The organism is Denitromonas iodatirespirans, from assembly GCF_018524365.1.
Taxonomy (GTDB): domain Bacteria; phylum Pseudomonadota; class Gammaproteobacteria; order Burkholderiales; family Rhodocyclaceae; genus Nitrogeniibacter; species Nitrogeniibacter iodatirespirans.
In genome coordinates, this window is record NZ_JAEKFT010000022.1 from 14,126 (window position 1) to 30,422 (window position 16,297).

Annotated in this window: 12 protein-coding genes; 8 read left to right on the plus strand and 4 right to left on the minus strand. The window is 68.4% G+C overall.

Annotated elements, in window-relative coordinates:
- Nucleotides 1-43: 43 nt before the first annotated feature.
- The 3 genes from rpiA to I8J34_RS17165 form a co-directional block, all read right to left on the minus strand.
- A complete protein-coding gene (gene rpiA / locus I8J34_RS17155) occupies nucleotides 44-706 on the minus strand; it encodes a ribose-5-phosphate isomerase RpiA (protein WP_214362860.1) in 663 nt (220 codons plus the stop codon).
- A gap of 96 nt (nucleotides 707-802) precedes the next feature.
- Nucleotides 803-2,749 carry a bifunctional diguanylate cyclase/phosphodiesterase gene (locus tag I8J34_RS17160; protein ID WP_214362861.1) on the minus strand — a complete coding sequence of 649 codons (1,947 nt, stop codon included), beginning with the start codon at nucleotides 2,747-2,749 and terminating at the stop codon, nucleotides 803-805.
- Between the two features lie 28 nt (nucleotides 2,750-2,777).
- The gene (locus I8J34_RS17165) at nucleotides 2,778-3,485 is read right to left on the minus strand and encodes a transglutaminase-like cysteine peptidase (RefSeq protein ID WP_230411887.1); all 708 of its coding nucleotides are present in this window, start codon (nucleotides 3,483-3,485) and stop codon (nucleotides 2,778-2,780) included.
- Nucleotides 3,486-3,683: 198 nt separating this feature from the next.
- Here I8J34_RS17165 and I8J34_RS17170 point away from each other — a divergent pair, with 198 nt between their 5' ends.
- Both I8J34_RS17170 and fumC read left to right on the plus strand, forming a co-directional pair.
- Complete coding sequence (locus tag I8J34_RS17170; RefSeq protein WP_214362862.1) at nucleotides 3,684-5,480, plus strand: TolC family outer membrane protein; 1,797 nt, start codon at nucleotides 3,684-3,686, stop codon at nucleotides 5,478-5,480.
- A 118-nt stretch (nucleotides 5,481-5,598) separates the two neighbouring features.
- Nucleotides 5,599-6,975: a class II fumarate hydratase gene (fumC, locus tag I8J34_RS17175; protein WP_214362863.1), complete on the plus strand. Its 1,377-nt coding sequence runs from the start codon at nucleotides 5,599-5,601 to the stop codon at nucleotides 6,973-6,975.
- Between the two features lie 48 nt (nucleotides 6,976-7,023).
- Here the strand turns inward: fumC and I8J34_RS17180 are convergent, their stop codons facing one another.
- On the minus strand, nucleotides 7,024-8,286 hold the full coding sequence (locus I8J34_RS17180) for a peptidase U32 family protein (RefSeq protein ID WP_214362864.1): 1,263 nt from the start codon (nucleotides 8,284-8,286) through the stop codon (nucleotides 7,024-7,026).
- Nucleotides 8,287-8,461: 175 nt separating this feature from the next.
- Between I8J34_RS17180 and I8J34_RS17185 the strand changes: the two genes are divergently transcribed.
- From I8J34_RS17185 to I8J34_RS17210, 6 genes are all read left to right on the plus strand, one after another.
- Nucleotides 8,462-9,364: a LysR substrate-binding domain-containing protein gene (locus I8J34_RS17185; protein ID WP_214362865.1), complete on the plus strand. Its 903-nt coding sequence runs from the start codon at nucleotides 8,462-8,464 to the stop codon at nucleotides 9,362-9,364.
- A 109-nt stretch (nucleotides 9,365-9,473) separates the two neighbouring features.
- Nucleotides 9,474-10,877, plus strand: coding sequence for an aspartate ammonia-lyase (locus tag I8J34_RS17190; RefSeq protein ID WP_214362866.1), 1,404 nt, complete (start codon nucleotides 9,474-9,476; stop codon nucleotides 10,875-10,877).
- A 64-nt stretch (nucleotides 10,878-10,941) separates the two neighbouring features.
- On the plus strand, nucleotides 10,942-12,801 hold the full coding sequence (locus tag I8J34_RS17195; RefSeq protein WP_214362867.1) for a sensor histidine kinase: 1,860 nt from the start codon (nucleotides 10,942-10,944) through the stop codon (nucleotides 12,799-12,801).
- 2 nt (nucleotides 12,802-12,803) lie between these two features.
- Nucleotides 12,804-14,135: a sigma-54-dependent transcriptional regulator gene (locus tag I8J34_RS17200; protein WP_214362868.1), complete on the plus strand. Its 1,332-nt coding sequence runs from the start codon at nucleotides 12,804-12,806 to the stop codon at nucleotides 14,133-14,135.
- A 367-nt stretch (nucleotides 14,136-14,502) separates the two neighbouring features.
- Entirely contained in the window at nucleotides 14,503-15,402 is a 900-nt protein-coding gene (locus I8J34_RS17205; RefSeq protein ID WP_214362869.1) for a transporter substrate-binding domain-containing protein, read from the plus strand.
- 157 nt (nucleotides 15,403-15,559) lie between these two features.
- A complete protein-coding gene (locus I8J34_RS17210; RefSeq protein WP_214362870.1) occupies nucleotides 15,560-16,297 on the plus strand; it encodes an amino acid ABC transporter permease in 738 nt (245 codons plus the stop codon).

A 16,297-nucleotide genomic window follows, 5' to 3' on the forward strand; every position in this document is an offset into this window, starting at 1 on the left:
TGTCGAAGTCAGCAAAATACTGCAACTAGATGACGGTTTGATGTCAGGCGGCGTCGATGCGCTGCACCCCGCCCGGCGCCGCCAGCAACAGGGTGTCGGCGCCGCGGCGGGCGAACAGCCCGTTGGTGACCACGCCGACGATCTGATTGATCTCGCTCTCCAGGCCCACCGGATCGGTGATCGACAGATCATGCACATCGAGGATCAGGTTGCCGTTGTCGGTGACCACGCCTTCGCGCCACACCGGCCGGCCGCCGAGCGCCGTCAGCGCCCGGGCGACCTGGGCGCGGGCCATGGGAATCACCTCCACCGGCAGCGGGAAGCGCCCCAGCGTGGCGACCCGCTTGCTGGCGTCGCAGATGCACACGAAGCGTCCGGCCACGGCGGCGACGATCTTCTCGCGGGTCAATGCCGCGCCGCCGCCCTTGATCATGGCCAGCGAGCCGTCGATCTCGTCGGCACCATCGACATACACCGGCAGCTCGGTGACATCGTTCAGGTCGAACAAGGCGATGCCGTGGCCGGCCAGGCGCTGGGCGCTGGCGTCGGAGCTGGCGACGGCGCCGCGGATGCGGTCTTTCATGCGGCCCAGGCCGTCGATGAAGTAGTTGGCGGTCGAGCCGGTGCCGACGCCGACGATGCTGTCTTCGACCACGAAGGCGAGGGCGGCTTCGGCGGCGGCTTGCTTGAGTTCATCTTGCGTCATGGCGGGGGCGATCGGGGTGAGTTCGAAGAAGGCTGCATTCTACCGAAGCACACCGCCCCCGGCGCGATCTTGTCGGCGCGCGCCGGGGGCGGGGCGTCAGTGGCGGATGCCCGGGCCGGTCAGGCCGTCGAAGCCGAGCGCGTCGAGCTGCTCGGCCTCGGTGAGGCTGGCCACGCCTTCGGCGATCACCTGCATACCCATGGTGTGGGCGATGGTGGCCAGGCCGCGCAGGAAGGTCTGGTTGCCCGGGTTGGTGTCGATGCCGCGGATCACGGCCGCGCTGATCTTGAGGTAGTCCAGACCGACATCATGCAGCTCGCCGATGCGACACACCTGGGCGCTGACATGCTCCAGGCCGATGCGACAGCCCAGCGGCTTGAGGCGGCGGCACAGCGCGCGGAACTCGACCGCATGGCGGAAGGCGGCGGCTTCGGGCAGATCGATCGACAGCTGGCGCGCGGCTGCCGGTTGCGCGGCGAGCTGTTCGGCGATGTGGTGGATGGTCGGCGCGTGGCACATCGACTCGGTCGACAGGTTGATGCACACCGCGGTGCGGGTCGAGGCGATCAGGGCCAGGGCCTGGTCCACCACGGTTTCGTCGATGCGCGGCAGCAGGCCGCAGCGGGTGGCCCAGGGCAGCACGTCGCCGGCCGTCAGCTCGATGCCGTCGGTGGGATGCTGCATGCGCACCGGGGTTTCCAGGTGCAGGATCTGGCGATGGCGATCGACCACCGGGAACTGCGCCAGATGGAAGCGGCCGCTGTCGAGCGCCTGTTCGATCAGGCTGCGCCAGCCGGCCAGGTCGGTGGCGGGGCGGGTGGCCGGGTTCACATGCTCGACCTGCGGCGGCGTATCGGCCTGGGCTTCGGAGCGGTCGAGCGCTACGTCGGCATGGGCCAGCAACTGCGGCAGGGTATCGCCGCGCTGGTAGCAGGCGATGCCGATCGGCAGCGCGCGATAGGCCTCGGGCAAATGGTTGCCGACCGCCAGTTCGAGCCGTTCGGCCAGGGCGGCGGCGAGCGGGGCGGGGGTGTCCAGTTCCGGGGCGAGGAGGGCGAAATCGGTGCCGTTGAGGCGGCCGAGCAGCCATGTGCCGTCCTCGGGCAGCAGCGCGCCGAGGTTGTCGGCCAGGGTGCGCAGCAAGGCATCGGCCGCGGCGCGACCGAGCGACTCGTTCACCGCGATCAGATGGCTCAGCCGGACGATCACCAGCGCGCCATGGCGCGGTGCGTTGTCGCTTTCGAGCACCTCGGCTACCTGGGCGAGGAAGTGTTCCCGGTTGAGCAGGCCGCTGACCGGGTCGTGCTGCGCCGCCTGGCGCAGACTTTCCAGGCGGGCGGATTCTTCCTCCAGCATGGTGCGCACGCGGGTGCTGAGCGTGTTCATGGCCGACACCACGGCGGCGAACTCCGGCGTGGCGGGCGCTTCGATGGACACGAAACGCCGCTCGCCGATGGCCTGCGCCTGCGCCACCACCTTGTCCAGCGGGCGCAGCAAGGTGCGCAGCAGCACGGTGCCGAGGAGCCCGATCAGCACGGCGCCGGCCACGAACCAGCCAACCAGCTGCACGGTGCCGTGCCACAGGCTGCCGTAGGCGAAGGCCGGGTCGCTCTTCAGCGACAGCGTGGCGAAGGGCGTCCAGCCATCGCTGACCAGGCTGTGCGCCGGCGCCGAGCGGATCGGTACCAGCTGGCGGAACCAGCCGGGCGCCAGCGCGTCGGCCGAGCCGGGCGCGGCGCTGACGATGGCGGCGGTGTCGATGCTGCGCTCCATCATCGTGTGCTTGCCGGTCGGGTCGGTGAGGCGGATGTATTCGTAGTGGCTGTTGTCGAACTGCGCGGCGAGCAGCAACTCCAGCGTGGTCGGGTCCTTCGGCAGCTGCGTCATCGCCAAGGCCAGGGCATTGGCGTTGTCGATGTTCTTGCGCTGCAGCTCCTGCTGGATGTAGTCGCGGGCCGACAGAGTGCTGACGACGAAGCTGATGCCGAAGGCGGCGAGCGTTACCACCACGATGGCGAGCCAGAGTTGTTTGATCAGTGACATGGGCGGGTCCTTCCGCGAAGTGCCTGCATTATTGTTCGAATCCTTCATCACGCAGCCGGGCGAGCAGATCGCGCCAGCGCGACAACCGCTCGGTGGGTCGGGCCGACGCGGTGCTGGCGCCGCCGACCCACAGGCCGCTGCTGTTGAAACTGAATACCGGGAACAGGTCCGTGCGGCGCGAGGCCGGCTGGATGTCGCCGACCAGGTTGTCGAGAACCCGCGGTTCGCTGGTCGGTGTCTCGTAATAGCCCAGCACCATGTGTGCCTGGGTCAGCGAGCTGTGTTCGCCGCCGATTTTGGCGCGCACATAGATCAGGCGCAATTTCTCGTCGGCCACGCCCAGCTGGCGCAGCGACAGGTATTTGGCGATGACGAAGTCCTCGCAGTCGCCGGCACGCTTGGCCAGCATTTCGAGCGGTGTGGCCCAGTAGTCCTTTTGCTGCCACACCACCGCGTCGTCCAGGAACTGCACCTGCCGGTTGAAGAAATCGTTGGTGTCGCGCAGTTGCTCCGCTTCGCTCTTGCCCTGCATGCCGGCCAGGGCGGCGCGCCAGGTTTGCACCCGCTCGACCACCTGCGTGTCATAACGCAGGCGGGCGGCCTGCTCGACCTTGTCGAGCGTCGGGTCGGCGCTGGCCACCAGGCACACCGCCAGCGCAGCCAGCGCGCAGCGAAGCGCGCGCGCGACATGTCGGGCACGGGGCAGCGTGGGAGCGCAGGCGGGCGCGGCGGTCACGTCAGGCGCATTCCGGCGATCGCGGGCGGGAGCGGCGAGCAATGAAAACTATTGTGACTTTGCGCGAGTGAGCGCTCATTAATGTCAGTCGAATCACCATTTTTTTACGGTTGAACGTAGAACGATGGGCTAACATCGCCCGCTGACGTATCAAAGAAGTTCACTCATCAACGGATCAATCACGCTGTATTTGAGCCCATGACTAAAATAACTCGCCTCCCCGTCATCCTCGCCCTCTCGCTGCTGCCGCTGGCGGCGCAGGCCGTGCCGGCCGCCTCGCTGCGCGAAGCCGTGCAGCGTGCCGTCGTCGGCAACCCCGAAGTCCAGGCCCGCTGGCATGCCTTTCTGGCGGCCGAAGAGGAGCAGGACGTGGCACGCGGGGGATACTTGCCGCGGGTGGACCTGACCGCCGGCATCGGTCGTGAGCGCCAGCGCGATCCCGACGTGGCCGACCGCAACTATACGCGGCGCGGCGCCACGCTCTCGCTCAACCAGATGGTCTACGACGGCTTTGCCACGCAAAGCGAGGTGGCGCGGCTCGGGCATGCCAAGCTGACGCGCTACTTCGAAATCCTCGATGCCTCGGAATCGGTCGCCGGCGAGACCGTGCGTGCCTATGCCGACGTGTTGCGCTATCGCGATTTGGTGCAGCTGGCGCAGGAGAACTTCCTGCGTCACAAGGAAGTGTTCGACCAGATCGAGGAGCGCGCCAGTGCCGGCGTCGGTCGGCGGGTGGACCTCGAACAGGCCGCCGGCCGCCTGGCGCTGGCCGAATCCAACCTGCTCACCGAAGCGTCCAACCTGCACGACGTGAGCGCCCGCTACCAGCGCCTGGTCGGCGAGCTGCCGGCCGACACGCTCGAGCCGATCGGCCGCCTGGCCGAGCAACTGCCGCCGAGCGTGGCCGACGCGCTGCGCCTGGCCTACGAGGGGCACCCGGCCTTCCATGCCGCGGTCGAGAACGTGCGCGCCGCCACCGCGGAAGCCAAGGGCAAGGAAGCGGCCTACCAGCCGCGGGTCGACCTGCGCGCGCGCCAGAGCGTGGACTACAACACCGACGGCGTCGATGGCCGGCATGGCGACAGCGTGGTCGAGCTGGTGATGAACTTCAATCTCTACAAGGGCGGTTCGGATCGCGCTACCGTGCGCCAGTTCGCCCAGCGCCTGAACCAGGCCAAGGATCTGCGCGACAAATCCTGCCGCGACATCCGCCAGGGCCTGTCGATCGCCTACAACGACGTGCAGCGTCTGGCCGAGCAGCTCAAGTACCTGAACCAGCATCAGTTGTCGATCTCCAAGGCGCGCGAGGCCTATCGCAAGCAGTTCGACATCGGCCAGCGCACCCTGCTCGACCTGCTCGACAGCGAGAATGAATATTTCGAGGCCCGCCGCGCTTACGTGAACGGCGAGTACGACCAGAAGGTGGCCGAGGCGCGCACGCTCGGTGGCATGGGCAAGCTGCTGCCCAGCCTGCAGGTGGCGCGCGAAGACCTGCCTGCGCTGAGCGAGCTGGCGGTCGACCGCGAGGCGGTGTCGCCGTCGGCGGCCTGCCCGGCCGAGGCGCCCGCACCCAGTTCGGTGCTCAAGCTGCTGGGGCAGCGCAGTGCCGCGCCGGTGGCCGCCGCTGCGCCGGCCGAAGCGCCGCAGCCGGCCAGCGCCGCGACCGAGCTGGCCGATGCGACCGCCAAGTGGGCCGCGGCCTGGGCGGCCAAGGACTACGACAGCTATCGCGCTTTCTACGGCAAGGGCTTCGTGCCTGCCGACGGCATGTCGATGGCCGCCTGGGAAGCGCAGCGCCGGGCGCGTCTGGCCAAGCCGGGCAGCATCTCCGTCGGTGTGGCCGAACTGCGGGTCGAGAAGCTCGGCCCGGACGTGGCCGCCACGGTGTTCCGCCAGACCTATCGGGCCAATGACTACCAGGACGTGGTGACCAAGCGTCTGGAGTGGGCGCGGGTCGACGGCCGCTGGAGTATCCAGCGCGAAAGCGCCGAGTAAGCGTCGGCACTACATATGACAACGGGCCCTGCGGGGCCCGTTGTGTTTCCGAACGCCGGCCGAACGATGGTGGCCGTCTGCCCTCCAAGCTTCAAGAACATTTGCGGAGGAGACGATCATGGCACGCATCGAACATGACAGCCTCGGCCCGGTCGAGGTCGCCGACGAGGTTTTGTGGGGCGCGCAGACCGAGCGGGCGCGCCAGCACTTTCGCATCGGCCAGGGGCGCATGCCGCTGGCCCTGATCCATGCGCTGGCGCAGGTCAAGGCCGCCACCGCTGGCGCCAACGCATCGCTCGGCCGGCTCGAGGCCCCGCTGGCCGAGGCCATCGTCGAGGCCGCGCGCGAGGTGGTCGAGGGCCGTCATGATGCGCAGTTTCCGCTGCCGGTGTGGCAGACCGGCTCGGGCACCCAGACCCACATGAACATGAACGAGGTGCTGGCCAACCGCGCCTCGGAACTGCTCGGCGGCGAGCGGGGCCAAAAGCGCCGCGTGCATCCCAACGACCAGGTGAACCTCGGCCAGTCGTCCAACGACGTGTTTCCCACCGCCATGCATGTGGCGGTGGCAGTGCGTGTGGCCGATGCGCTGCTGCCGGCGCTGGCGCAACTGCGTGCGGCGCTGGTGGCCAAGTCGGCGGACTTTGCCGACATCGTCAAGATCGGCCGCACCCATTTGCAGGACGCCACGCCGCTGACGCTCGGCCAGGCCTTGTCGGGCCATGTGGCGCAGCTCGACCTGGCCGCGGCGGCGATCGAGCAGGCGCGCCCGGCGGTGCACGCGCTGGCGATTGGCGGCACCGCGGTGGGCACCGGGCTCAACACGCCGCCCGAGTTCGGCCCGGCGGTGGCCAGCCGGTTGGCCGAGGCCACCGGGCTGCCCTTTGTCTGTGCCGACAACCGCTTTGCCGCGCTGGCTGGTCATGAAGCCCTGGTGACGCTGCATGGCGCGCTCAAGACGCTGGCCGCGGCGCTTTACAAGATCGGCAACGACATCCGCTGGCTGGCCAGCGGTCCGCGTTGCGGCATCGGCGAGATCAGCCTGCCGGCCAACGAGCCGGGCAGCTCGATCATGCCGGGCAAGGTCAATCCGACCCAGTGCGAGGCGCTGACCATGCTGTGCACCCGCGTCTTCGGCAACGACGTGACGGTGGGCATGGCCGGCGCGGCCGGCAACTTCGAGCTCAACGTGTTCAAGCCGGTGATCGCTCACGCGGTGCTCGAGAGCATCGACCTGCTGGCCGACGGCATGCGCAGCTTCGACGAACACTGCGTGGCCGGCATCGAGGCCAACCGCGCGCGCATCGACGACTTGCTGTCGCGCTCGCTGATGCTGGTGACGGCGCTCACGCCGCACATCGGCTACGACGCGGCGGCGGCGATTGCCAAGCAGGCCCATGCCGAGGGACTAACGCTGCGCGAGGCGGCGCTGCGCTCGGGGCAGGTGAGCGGGGAGGACTTCGACCGCTGGGTGCGGCCGGAGGACATGGTGTGAGGCGGGTGATTGGGGATTGGTGATGGGGGATGCGGGGTGGCGGCGATCTCAAACGTAGCGCGCGACGAAGGCACCGACGGCCTCCGGCGGCAGCGGCAGCCACACGCGGTGGCCGCTGCCCGGCGCGACCTCGACCGGCTCGCCGGCGGCGTTTTCCATTTGCGTGACGGCGATCTCGCGGTTGCCGGCCGGGAGGATGATCTCCAGCCGGTCGCCGACGCCGAACTTGTTCTTTACCGTGATCTCGGCCAGGCCGCGCGCCGCGTCCCAGGCCACCACGTCGCCGACATACTGGCTGCGGTCGGATTCTGAATGGCCGCGCAGGTAGTTCTGCGTCTCGGCCGGGGTGTGGCGTTGGTAGAAGCCGTCGGTGTAGCCGCGGTTGGCCAGGCCTTCGAGCTGGCCGAGCAGGGCCGGGTCGAGCCCGCGGCCGGCGACTGCGTCGTCGATCGCCTGGCGGTAGGTCTGGCAGGTGCGTGCCACGTAGTAGGGGCTCTTGGTGCGGCCCTCGATCTTGAGCGAGTCGATGCCGATCTCGACCAGCCGCTGCACATGCTCGATGGCGCGCAGGTCTTTGGAGTTGAGGATGTAGGTGCCGTGCTCGTCTTCCTCGATCGGCATGTAGCTGCCCTGGCGCTTCTCGCGCTCCTCGATCACGTACACATCGCCGCTGGCGTCCTCGGCCGCCGGCTTGACGTTGAAGTCCCAGCGGCAGGAGTTGGTGCAGGTGCCCTGGTTGGGGTCGCGGTGGTTGAAGTAGCCCGACAGCAGGCAGCGGCCCGAGTAGGCGATGCACAGCGCGCCGTGCACGAACACCTCCAGCTCGGTGTCCGGACAGGCCTGGCGGATCTCGGCGATCTGGTCGAGCGACAGCTCGCGCGAGAGGATCACGCGGCTCACCCCGGCCTGTTTCCAGAAACGCACGGCGGCCGCGTTGACGGTGTTGGCCTGCACCGAGAGGTGGATCTCCACCTCCGGCCAGGTCTCGCGCACCATCAGGATCAGGCCCGGGTCGGACATGATCAGCGCGTCCGGTTTCAGCGCGATCACCGGCGCCATGTCGTCCAGGTAGGTCTTGAGCTTGGCGCCGTGCGGATAGATGTTCGACACCAGAAAGAAGCGGTGGCCCAGCGCATGAGTGCGGCGGATGCCCTCGGCCAGCACCTCGATGTCGCCGAAATCGTTGTTGCGTACCCGCAGCGAGTAGCGCGGCTGGCCGGCGTAGATGGCGGTGGCGCCATAGGCGAAGGCCGTCTCCAGCATGGTCAGGGAGCCGGCGGGGGCCAGCAGTTCGGGAGTGCGCAGGGTCATCGGTCGGCCCGGGGATGTCAGACAGGGGGGCGATTATACGGGCGCGGGCCGGGCGGGCGCGGGCGATCCGTCGGACGGGCGGTGCGCGGGGGCACCGTCGCCGGCATGGTCGGATGCGGTCGTCGGTTGTACGATGCCGGGCTTCATCACGTGTTGCGCCGACAGGAACCCATCGATGGAACTGAAGTGGCTGGAAGACTTCCTGAGCCTTGCCGACAGCGGCAGCTTCTCACGTTCGGCCGATTTGCGGCACATCACCCAGTCGGCGTTCTCGCGCCGCATCCGCGCGCTGGAAGCCTGGCTCGGGGTGGCACTGGTCGACCGCAGCACCTACCCGACCCGGCTCACACCAGCCGGCGAGACCTTCAAGTCGGCCGCCACCGATCTGGTCGCCCGGCTGCATGCGGCACGGGCCCAGGCGCGCGGTCAGGTGGCCGACCGGCCGGAGACCATTCGCTTCGCCGTGCCGCATACCCTGGCCTTCGCCTTCCTGCCGGCCTGGCTGGCGCAGGTGCGGCGCGAATTCGGCCCGCTCAACTCGCGCCTGGTGGCCGGCAATGTGCACGATGCGGTGATGGCGCTGGTCGAGGGCGGCTGCGATCTGCTGGTGTGCTATCACCATGCGGCGCACCCGATCTCGCTCGATCCGGCGCGCTTCGAAGGCCTCCGCCTGGGCGTCGAGACGGTGCGCCCCTACGCGCCGCGCACCGCCGACGGCCGGCCGCGCTGGCAGTTGCCGGGCACGGCCGGGGTGCCGCTGCCCTTTCTCGGCTATGGCGCCAACGCCTATCTGCGCCGGGTGGTCGATACCCTGATCGAGCGCAGCGCCGAAGCGCCGCATCTGGCGCTGAGCTACGAGACCGACATGGCCGAGAGCCTCAAGGCGATGATGCTGGCCGGCCACGGCCTGGCCTTTTTGCCGGCCAGCTCGGTGGCGCGCGAGCTGGAGCGTGGCGAGGTGGTGGTGGCGGGGGATGCGCGCTGGTCGATCGACATGGATGTGTGCGTGTATCGCGACCGCAACAACACCCGGGCGCCGCTCGAGCGCCTGTGGCGACACCTGACGCAGGCGGGTTGAGCCGGTTCGCGCGAATCTATGCGCAACACGCATGGTTTGATGTGCGCAATGCATGCCGCCCTGGCGCGCGCTCGCCGACAATGCCAGCTCTTCCCACAAGGATGCTGGCATGGAAAAGAACACGCGCACGGAGCATGATCTGCTCGGCGACCGCGAAGTACCGAACAACGTGTACTGGGGCGTTCACACTCTACGAGCGGTAGAAAACTACGCCATTTCCGGCCAGCCCATCGGGGCCATCCCGGCCCTGATCCGCGCCCTGGCGCTGGTCAAGCAGGCCGCCGCGAAAACCAACCGCAAGCTGGGACTCCTCGACCCCCAGCGTGCCGAGGCGATCGAGGCGGCCTGTGTTGACATCCAGCACGGGCGTCTGCACGATCAGTTCGTGGTCGACGTCATCCAGGGCGGTGCGGGCACCTCGACCAACATGAACGCCAACGAAGTCATCGCCAACCTGGCGCTGGAAAAGCTCGGCTGGCCCAAGGGCCACTACAGCGCGCTGCATCCACTCAACGATGTGAACATGTCGCAGAGCACCAACGATGTGTACCCCACCGCGCTCAAGCTGGCGCTGGTGTTCGCCATCGACAGCCTGCTCGAGGCCATGGAAGGGCTGCGCGCCGCCTTCGCCGCCAAGGCCGAGGAATTTTCCGACGTGCTCAAGATCGGTCGCACCCAGCTGCAGGACGCGGTGCCGATGACGCTCGGCCAGGAGTTCTCCACCTACGCGGTGATGATGCACGAGGACATCGACCGCCTGCGCGAGGCGATCGCCCTGATCCGCGAGGTCAACCTCGGTGCCACCGCCATCGGCACCGGCATCAACACCGACATCCGCTACGCCAAGCTGGCCACCGAGACGCTGTCCGAGCTGTCGGGCGTGGCGCTGGTGCCGGCCCACAACCTGATCGAGGCGACCCAGGACACCGGCGCCTTCGTGCAGCTGTCGGGCGTGCTCAAGCGTGTCGCCTGCAAGCTGTCGAAAGTGTGCAACGACCTGCGCCTGCTGTCGTCCGGGCCGCAGGCCGGTTTCAACGAAATCAACCTGCCCGAGCGCGCGGCCGGCTCGTCGATCATGCCGGGCAAGGTCAATCCGGTGATTCCGGAGGTGGTCAACCAGATCGCCTTCGAGGTGATCGGCAACGACATGACCATCACCATGGCCTCCGAGGCCGGGCAGCTGCAGCTCAACGCCTTCGAGCCGATCATTGCCCACTCGCTGTTCAAGAGCATCGAACACCTGACCGCCGGCTGCCGCACGCTGACCGACAACTGCGTCACCGGCATCACCGCCAACCGCGACATGCTCGCCGAGCGGGTGCGCGTGTCGGCCGGGCTGGCCACCGCCTTGAACCCGCACATCGGCTACGAGAACGCCACCTGGGCGGCGCGCGAGGCGCTGCGCACTGGGCGCAGCGTGGCCGAGCTGGTGCTCGAAAGAGGGCTGATGGCGCAGGACATGCTGGACACGGTGCTGCGGGCCGACGTGCTCACGGCCCCGCGCGCGGTGTAGTCATGCGCCAAGGAGGGCTCCGATCGACACCCTGATCGAGGACCGCACTGCGGTCGATCCGCCGGTGGCGGAGCCCTCTGCCGGATCCCCTGCGCGCCGCCGGCGCCGTGTGCGGCGCGCGCTGACGGTGCTCGTGCTGGTGCTCGGCGTGGCACTCGTGACCTATCTGGTCAGCCAGCCGCTGGCGCGCCGGGCGCTGGACGAGGATGCCTCCCACCGGCTCAAGCTGTTCGCCACCGCGGTCGAGGGGCTGATCAACCGCTACACCCTGATTCCCTCCGCGCTCGACCTCAACTCCTCGGTGGTCGGCTTTCTGCTGCAACCCTTCGAAGACGACAAGGCAGTGGCGCTCAGCCGCCAGCTCGCCTTGCTCAATGCGCGCATCGGCGCGCAGGCGGTGTATGTGCTCGACACCACCGGCCGGGTGTTGGCCAGCAGCAACTGGAACCGGCCCGACAGCTTTGTCGGCGAAGACCTCAGCTTCCGCCCCTATTTCCAGCGCGCCGTGCAGGGCGCCTCCACCCGGCATTTCGCGGTCGGCACCACGCGTGGCGATCCGGGCTATTACTATGCCCAGCCGATCCATGCCGGCGATCAGATCATCGGCGTGGCGGTGGTCAAGATCGGTCTGCAGGAGATCGAGCGCGCCTGGCCGACGCTGGACCGGCCGGCGCTGATCCATGACAGCCACGGCGTCGTCATCCTGTCCTCGGAGCCAGCCTGGCGCTACTCGGCGATCGCGCCGATCGACGCCGCCGACCGGGTGAAGCTCGACCGCGAGCGGCTGTATGGCGAGCAAGTCGGCATGCGGTTGCCGGCGATGCGCCAGGGCGACGACCGCGAAGTGCGCCTCGCGCTACCCACCGGCGCCACCCGCAGCCGGCCCTTCCTGGCGCATTCGCGCGGCATCGACGGGACCGACTGGACGTTGGTGCTGTTCACCGACCTGCAGCCGGCGCATGTCACGGCGCTCGGCCATGCCGCGCTGGCCGCCTGCCTGGCCGGCGTGGCCCTGCTGTTGCTGCAGGTGGCCGCGCAGCGTCGGCGCATTCTGCTGCAGCGGCTGGAAAACCAGAGCCTGCTTGAGCGCACCAACCAGCGCCTGGAGATCACCGTCGGCGAGCGCACCGCGGCGCTCACCGAGGTCAACCGACGCCTGCGCGACGAGGTGGCCGAGCGCCAGGCCACCGAGGCTTCGCTGCGCGAGGCGCAGAACGAGCTGGTGCAGGCGGCCAAGCTGGCGGTGCTCGGCCAGCTGTCGGCCGGCATCACCCACGAGCTGAGCCAGCCGCTCGGTGCGATCCGCACCCTGGCGGGCAACGCCATCGCCTTTCTCGAACGCGGCGATCCGCACACCGCGGCGCACAACCTGGGCATCGTCAATCGGCTGATCCACCAGATGGGCAGCATCATCGCGCCGCTCAAGAGCTTCGCCCGCAAGTCGCCGGCGCAGGCCGCGGCGGTCGATACCGCCTGCGCGGTGAGCAATGCGCTGGTGCTGCTGGCGCCGCGGCTGCAGGCCGAGGCGGTGGCGGTGAGCGACCTGACCCGCGCCGGCGAAGTCTTCGCCTGGTGCGACCAGAACCGCCTTGAGCAGGTGCTGGTGAACGTGATCGGCAACGCCTGCGACGCCATGCGCCAGTGCAGCCCGCGCCATGTCGAGATCGCCGCCCGTGCCGTGGATCGGGGCGTCGCGCTGACGGTGAGCGACTGCGGCCCCGGCTTCACGCCGGAGGTCGAGGCGCGCCTGTTCGAACCCTTTTTCACCACCAAGCCCAGCGGCGACGGTCTGGGCCTGGGGCTGGCCATCTCGCGCGACATCCTGCGCGAGCTGGGCGGCGACATGACGGCCCGCGCCACGCCCGGCGAAGGGGCCGAATTCTGTATCCTTCTGCCCCCCGTTCCTCAACCGAGAGTGTCCTGACGATGTGTCTGCCGATCCTGGTCGTGGAAGACGACCCCAACCTGCGCCTGGGCTGCCAGCAGGCCCTGCAACTGGCCGGCCTGACGGTGTTGCTGGCCGATTCGGCCGAAGCGGCGCTGAGCGAATTCGCCCACACGCCGCTGGGCGCGCTGATCACCGATGTTCGCCTGCCCGGCGCCGACGGCATGCAGCTGCTGCGCACCGTGCTGCGGCGCGACCCCGGCCTGCCGGTGGTGGTGATCACCGGCCATGGCGACATCACGCTGGCGGTCGAGGCGATGCGCAGCGGGGCCTACGATTTCATCACCAAGCCTTTCGCGCCCGAGCATCTGGCCGAGGTGGCCCGGCGTGCGCTGGACAAGCGCGAGCTGTCGCAGAAGGTGGCGCAGTGGCGCGATCCGCAGGCCGCGCAGGGCAGCCTTGAGCGCCGGCTGGTGGGCGATTCGCCGGCCATGCAGCGGGTGCGCCAGCGGGTGCGCGACGTGGCCGACAAGGCGGTGGATGTGCTCATCCATGGCGAGACCGGCACCGGCAAGGAGATGGTGGCGCGCTGTCTGCACGAGCTGGGCGGCCGCGCGCGCGGCCACTTCGTCGCGCTCAACTGCGGCGGCCTGCCCGATACCCTGCTCGACAGCGAGCTGTTCGGCCACGAGCCGGGCGCCTTCACCGGCGCGGCGCGGCGGCGCGTGGGCAAGATCGAGCATGCCAGCGGCGGCACGCTGTTTCTCGACGAGCTCGAGAGCATGCCGATGGCGGTGCAGATCAAGCTGCTGCGGGTCTTGCAGGAGCGGGTGATCGAACGCCTCGGCGCCAACCAGAGCATCGCGGTCGACACCCGCGTGGTGGCGGCGACCAAGGCCGACCTGGTGGCACTGTCGGCCAAGGACCAGTTCCGCAGCGATCTCTACTACCGGCTCAACGTGGTCACCATCGACCTGCCGCCGCTGCGCGAGCGGCGCGAAGACATCCCGCTGCTACTGGCCTGTTTCATGAGCGAGGCGGCGGCCCGGCTGGACCTGCCGGTACCCGAGCTGGAGCCGGCCCAGCTGCAGGCGCTGATGGCCCACGACTGGCCGGGCAATGTGCGCGAGCTGCGCAACAAGGCCGACTGCCTGGTGCTCGGGCTGGCGCAGGACGAAGGCGCCGTCGCCATCAGCGGCGGGCCGAAGGGCGCCTCGCTGGCGGCGGCGGTGGAGGCTTTCGAGCGCCAGCTGATCGCCGGCGCGCTGGCGCGCGAGGGCGGCAACCTGAGCCGCACCGCCGAGCAGTTGCGCGTGGCCAAGACCACGCTGCACGACAAGATCCGCCGGCTCGGCCTGCAGGCGGTGTCCTGAGCGCCTGAGCGTCTTTCGTTCATACCCGTTCGCCCCCAAAGACGACCTGCTCGTCGTTGCACATGCTCGCCATCGCCCGAGCTGCGGTGGTGCTTTGCGTCTGGATCAGACCGTGTTTGGCGCGCCGCTCGGCCACGCCCGAAAAACGCTCGGGCGCTGAGCGGCGTTCGGTTTTCCGAACGCCGGCCGGGCGGAGGCGTTCGACCGGGCGAACGGGGTCGCAGCATGCCTGATAGGTAATGCTGATAAATCAATGAGTTGCATTGATGTGCCAGGGCGAATGGGGCTGGCACGCAAGCTGCAAAAGAGGGGTGGCGTCGCCGTAGCGGCGTTCGAGAAACTCCACAAATATCCGGGAGACACACCCATGCAGTTTTCGCGCACCCTGATTGCCCTGGCCGTGACGGCCGCCGCTTTTAACGCACCCGCCGGCGCGCAGGAGGCCGGCGGCACGCTGGCCAAGATCCGCGACGCCAAGACCATCGTGGTCGGCCATCGCGAATCCTCCGTTCCGTTCTCCTACCTGGGCGCTGACCAGCAGCCGGTGGGCTACATGATGGATCTGTGCGCCAAGGTGGTCGACGCGGTGAAGGATCGCCTGAAGATGCCCGAGCTGGCGGTGCGCTACCAGGCCGTCACCTCGCAGAATCGCATTCCGCTGATGCAGAACGGCACCATCGACATCGAATGCGGCTCGACCACCAACAGCGTGGCGCGCCAGCAGCAGGTGGCCTTCAGCGTGACGCCCTTCATCACCAGCATTCGCATGGTGGTGCGCAAGGATTCGGGCATCAAGACCATCGCCGACCTCGACGGCAAGCCGCTGGTGACCACCACCGGCACCACTTCCGACAAGCTGATCAAGGACAACGAGAAGGGCCAGTCGATCAACGTGACCAACGTCTATGGCAAGGACCACGCCGACTCCTTCCTGATGGTCGCTAGCGGCCGGGCTTCCGCCTTCGTGATGGACGACATCCTGCTCGCCGGTCTGATGGCCAATGCCAAGGACCCGGCCCAGTTCGAGATCGTCGGCCCCTCGCTGCGCGACGAACCCTATGGCGTGATGCTGCGCAAGGGCGACCCCGAGTTCAAGGCGCTGGTCGATGACACCCTGACCGGCATGATGAAGAGCGGCGAGGTGGCCAAGGTCTACGCCAAGTGGTTCCAGAGCCCGATCCCGCCGCGCAACGTGAACCTCAACTTCCCGATGAGCGAGGCCCTGCGCCTGGCCCTGACCACGCCCACCGACAAGGGCGTCGAGTAAGCCGCCACCCGGACGGCGTTCGTCGTCCGGTTCCGTTTTGTGAGATGTGCCGCGCCCGGGGAGCACGACCCTCCCTCCTCCGGTCGTGTGGGCCGGCACATCCATTTTTCCGAATGCATCCCGGGCCGCGTCTTGGCGCGCCCATGAAGGAGTTCCCATGAACTACCACTGGAACTGGCAGTTCTTCTTGCAGCAGACCGACGACGGCCTGCGCTACTACGAATGGATTCTCAGCGGTCTGGGCTGGACCACCCTGGTCTCGCTCGGCGCGCTGGCGCTGGCGCTCATCGTCGGTTCGGTGCTCGGCGTGATGCGCACCACCGAGCGGCGGGCGCTGGTGCTGATCGGCGACAGCTATGTCGACCTGTTCCGCAACATCCCGCTCATCGTGCAGCTGTTCCTGTGGTTCTTCGTGGTGCCCGAACTGCTGCCCGAGGCGATCGGCCTGTGGGTCAAGCAGGAGCTGCCCTATGTGGCCACCGCCATCGTCGGCCTCGGCCTGTACACCGCCGCGCGGATCGCCGAGCAGGTCAAGTCGGGCATCCAGTCGCTGTCGCGCGGGCAGCGCAACGCCGGCCTGGCGCTGGGCTTCACCGAATGGCAGACCTACCGCTACGTGCGCCTGCCGATGGCCTACCGCATCGTGCTGCCGGCGCTCACCTCCGAAGCCATGAACGTGTTCAAGAACTCCTCGGTGACTTACGCCGTGGGCATGCTCGAACTGTACTTCCAGTACAAGCAGATCATCGAGAAGACCTCGCAGGTGCTGGAGATCACCTTGGTGGTGACGCTGCTCTACGTGACCCTGGCCTTCACCATGAACCGCCTGCTCGGCTGGGTCGAGCGCCGCACCCGGGTGCCCGGGCTGATCGCCGCCGGTCAGGGAGGGCACTGA

Coding starts and splice junctions, on each gene's coding strand:
- rpiA (WP_214362860.1), bottom strand. CDS start 706: ATGACGCAAGATGAACTCAAGCAAGCCGCCGCCGAAGCCGCCCTCGCC.
- I8J34_RS17160 (WP_214362861.1), bottom strand. CDS start 2,749: ATGTCACTGATCAAACAACTCTGGCTCGCCATCGTGGTGGTAACGCTC.
- I8J34_RS17170 (WP_214362862.1), top strand. CDS start 3,684: ATGACTAAAATAACTCGCCTCCCCGTCATCCTCGCCCTCTCGCTGCTG.
- fumC (WP_214362863.1), top strand. CDS start 5,599: ATGGCACGCATCGAACATGACAGCCTCGGCCCGGTCGAGGTCGCCGAC.
- I8J34_RS17180 (WP_214362864.1), bottom strand. CDS start 8,286: ATGACCCTGCGCACTCCCGAACTGCTGGCCCCCGCCGGCTCCCTGACC.
- I8J34_RS17185 (WP_214362865.1), top strand. CDS start 8,462: ATGGAACTGAAGTGGCTGGAAGACTTCCTGAGCCTTGCCGACAGCGGC.
- I8J34_RS17190 (WP_214362866.1), top strand. CDS start 9,474: ATGGAAAAGAACACGCGCACGGAGCATGATCTGCTCGGCGACCGCGAA.
- I8J34_RS17200 (WP_214362868.1), top strand. CDS start 12,804: ATGTGTCTGCCGATCCTGGTCGTGGAAGACGACCCCAACCTGCGCCTG.
- I8J34_RS17205 (WP_214362869.1), top strand. CDS start 14,503: ATGCAGTTTTCGCGCACCCTGATTGCCCTGGCCGTGACGGCCGCCGCT.
- I8J34_RS17210 (WP_214362870.1), top strand. CDS start 15,560: ATGAACTACCACTGGAACTGGCAGTTCTTCTTGCAGCAGACCGACGAC.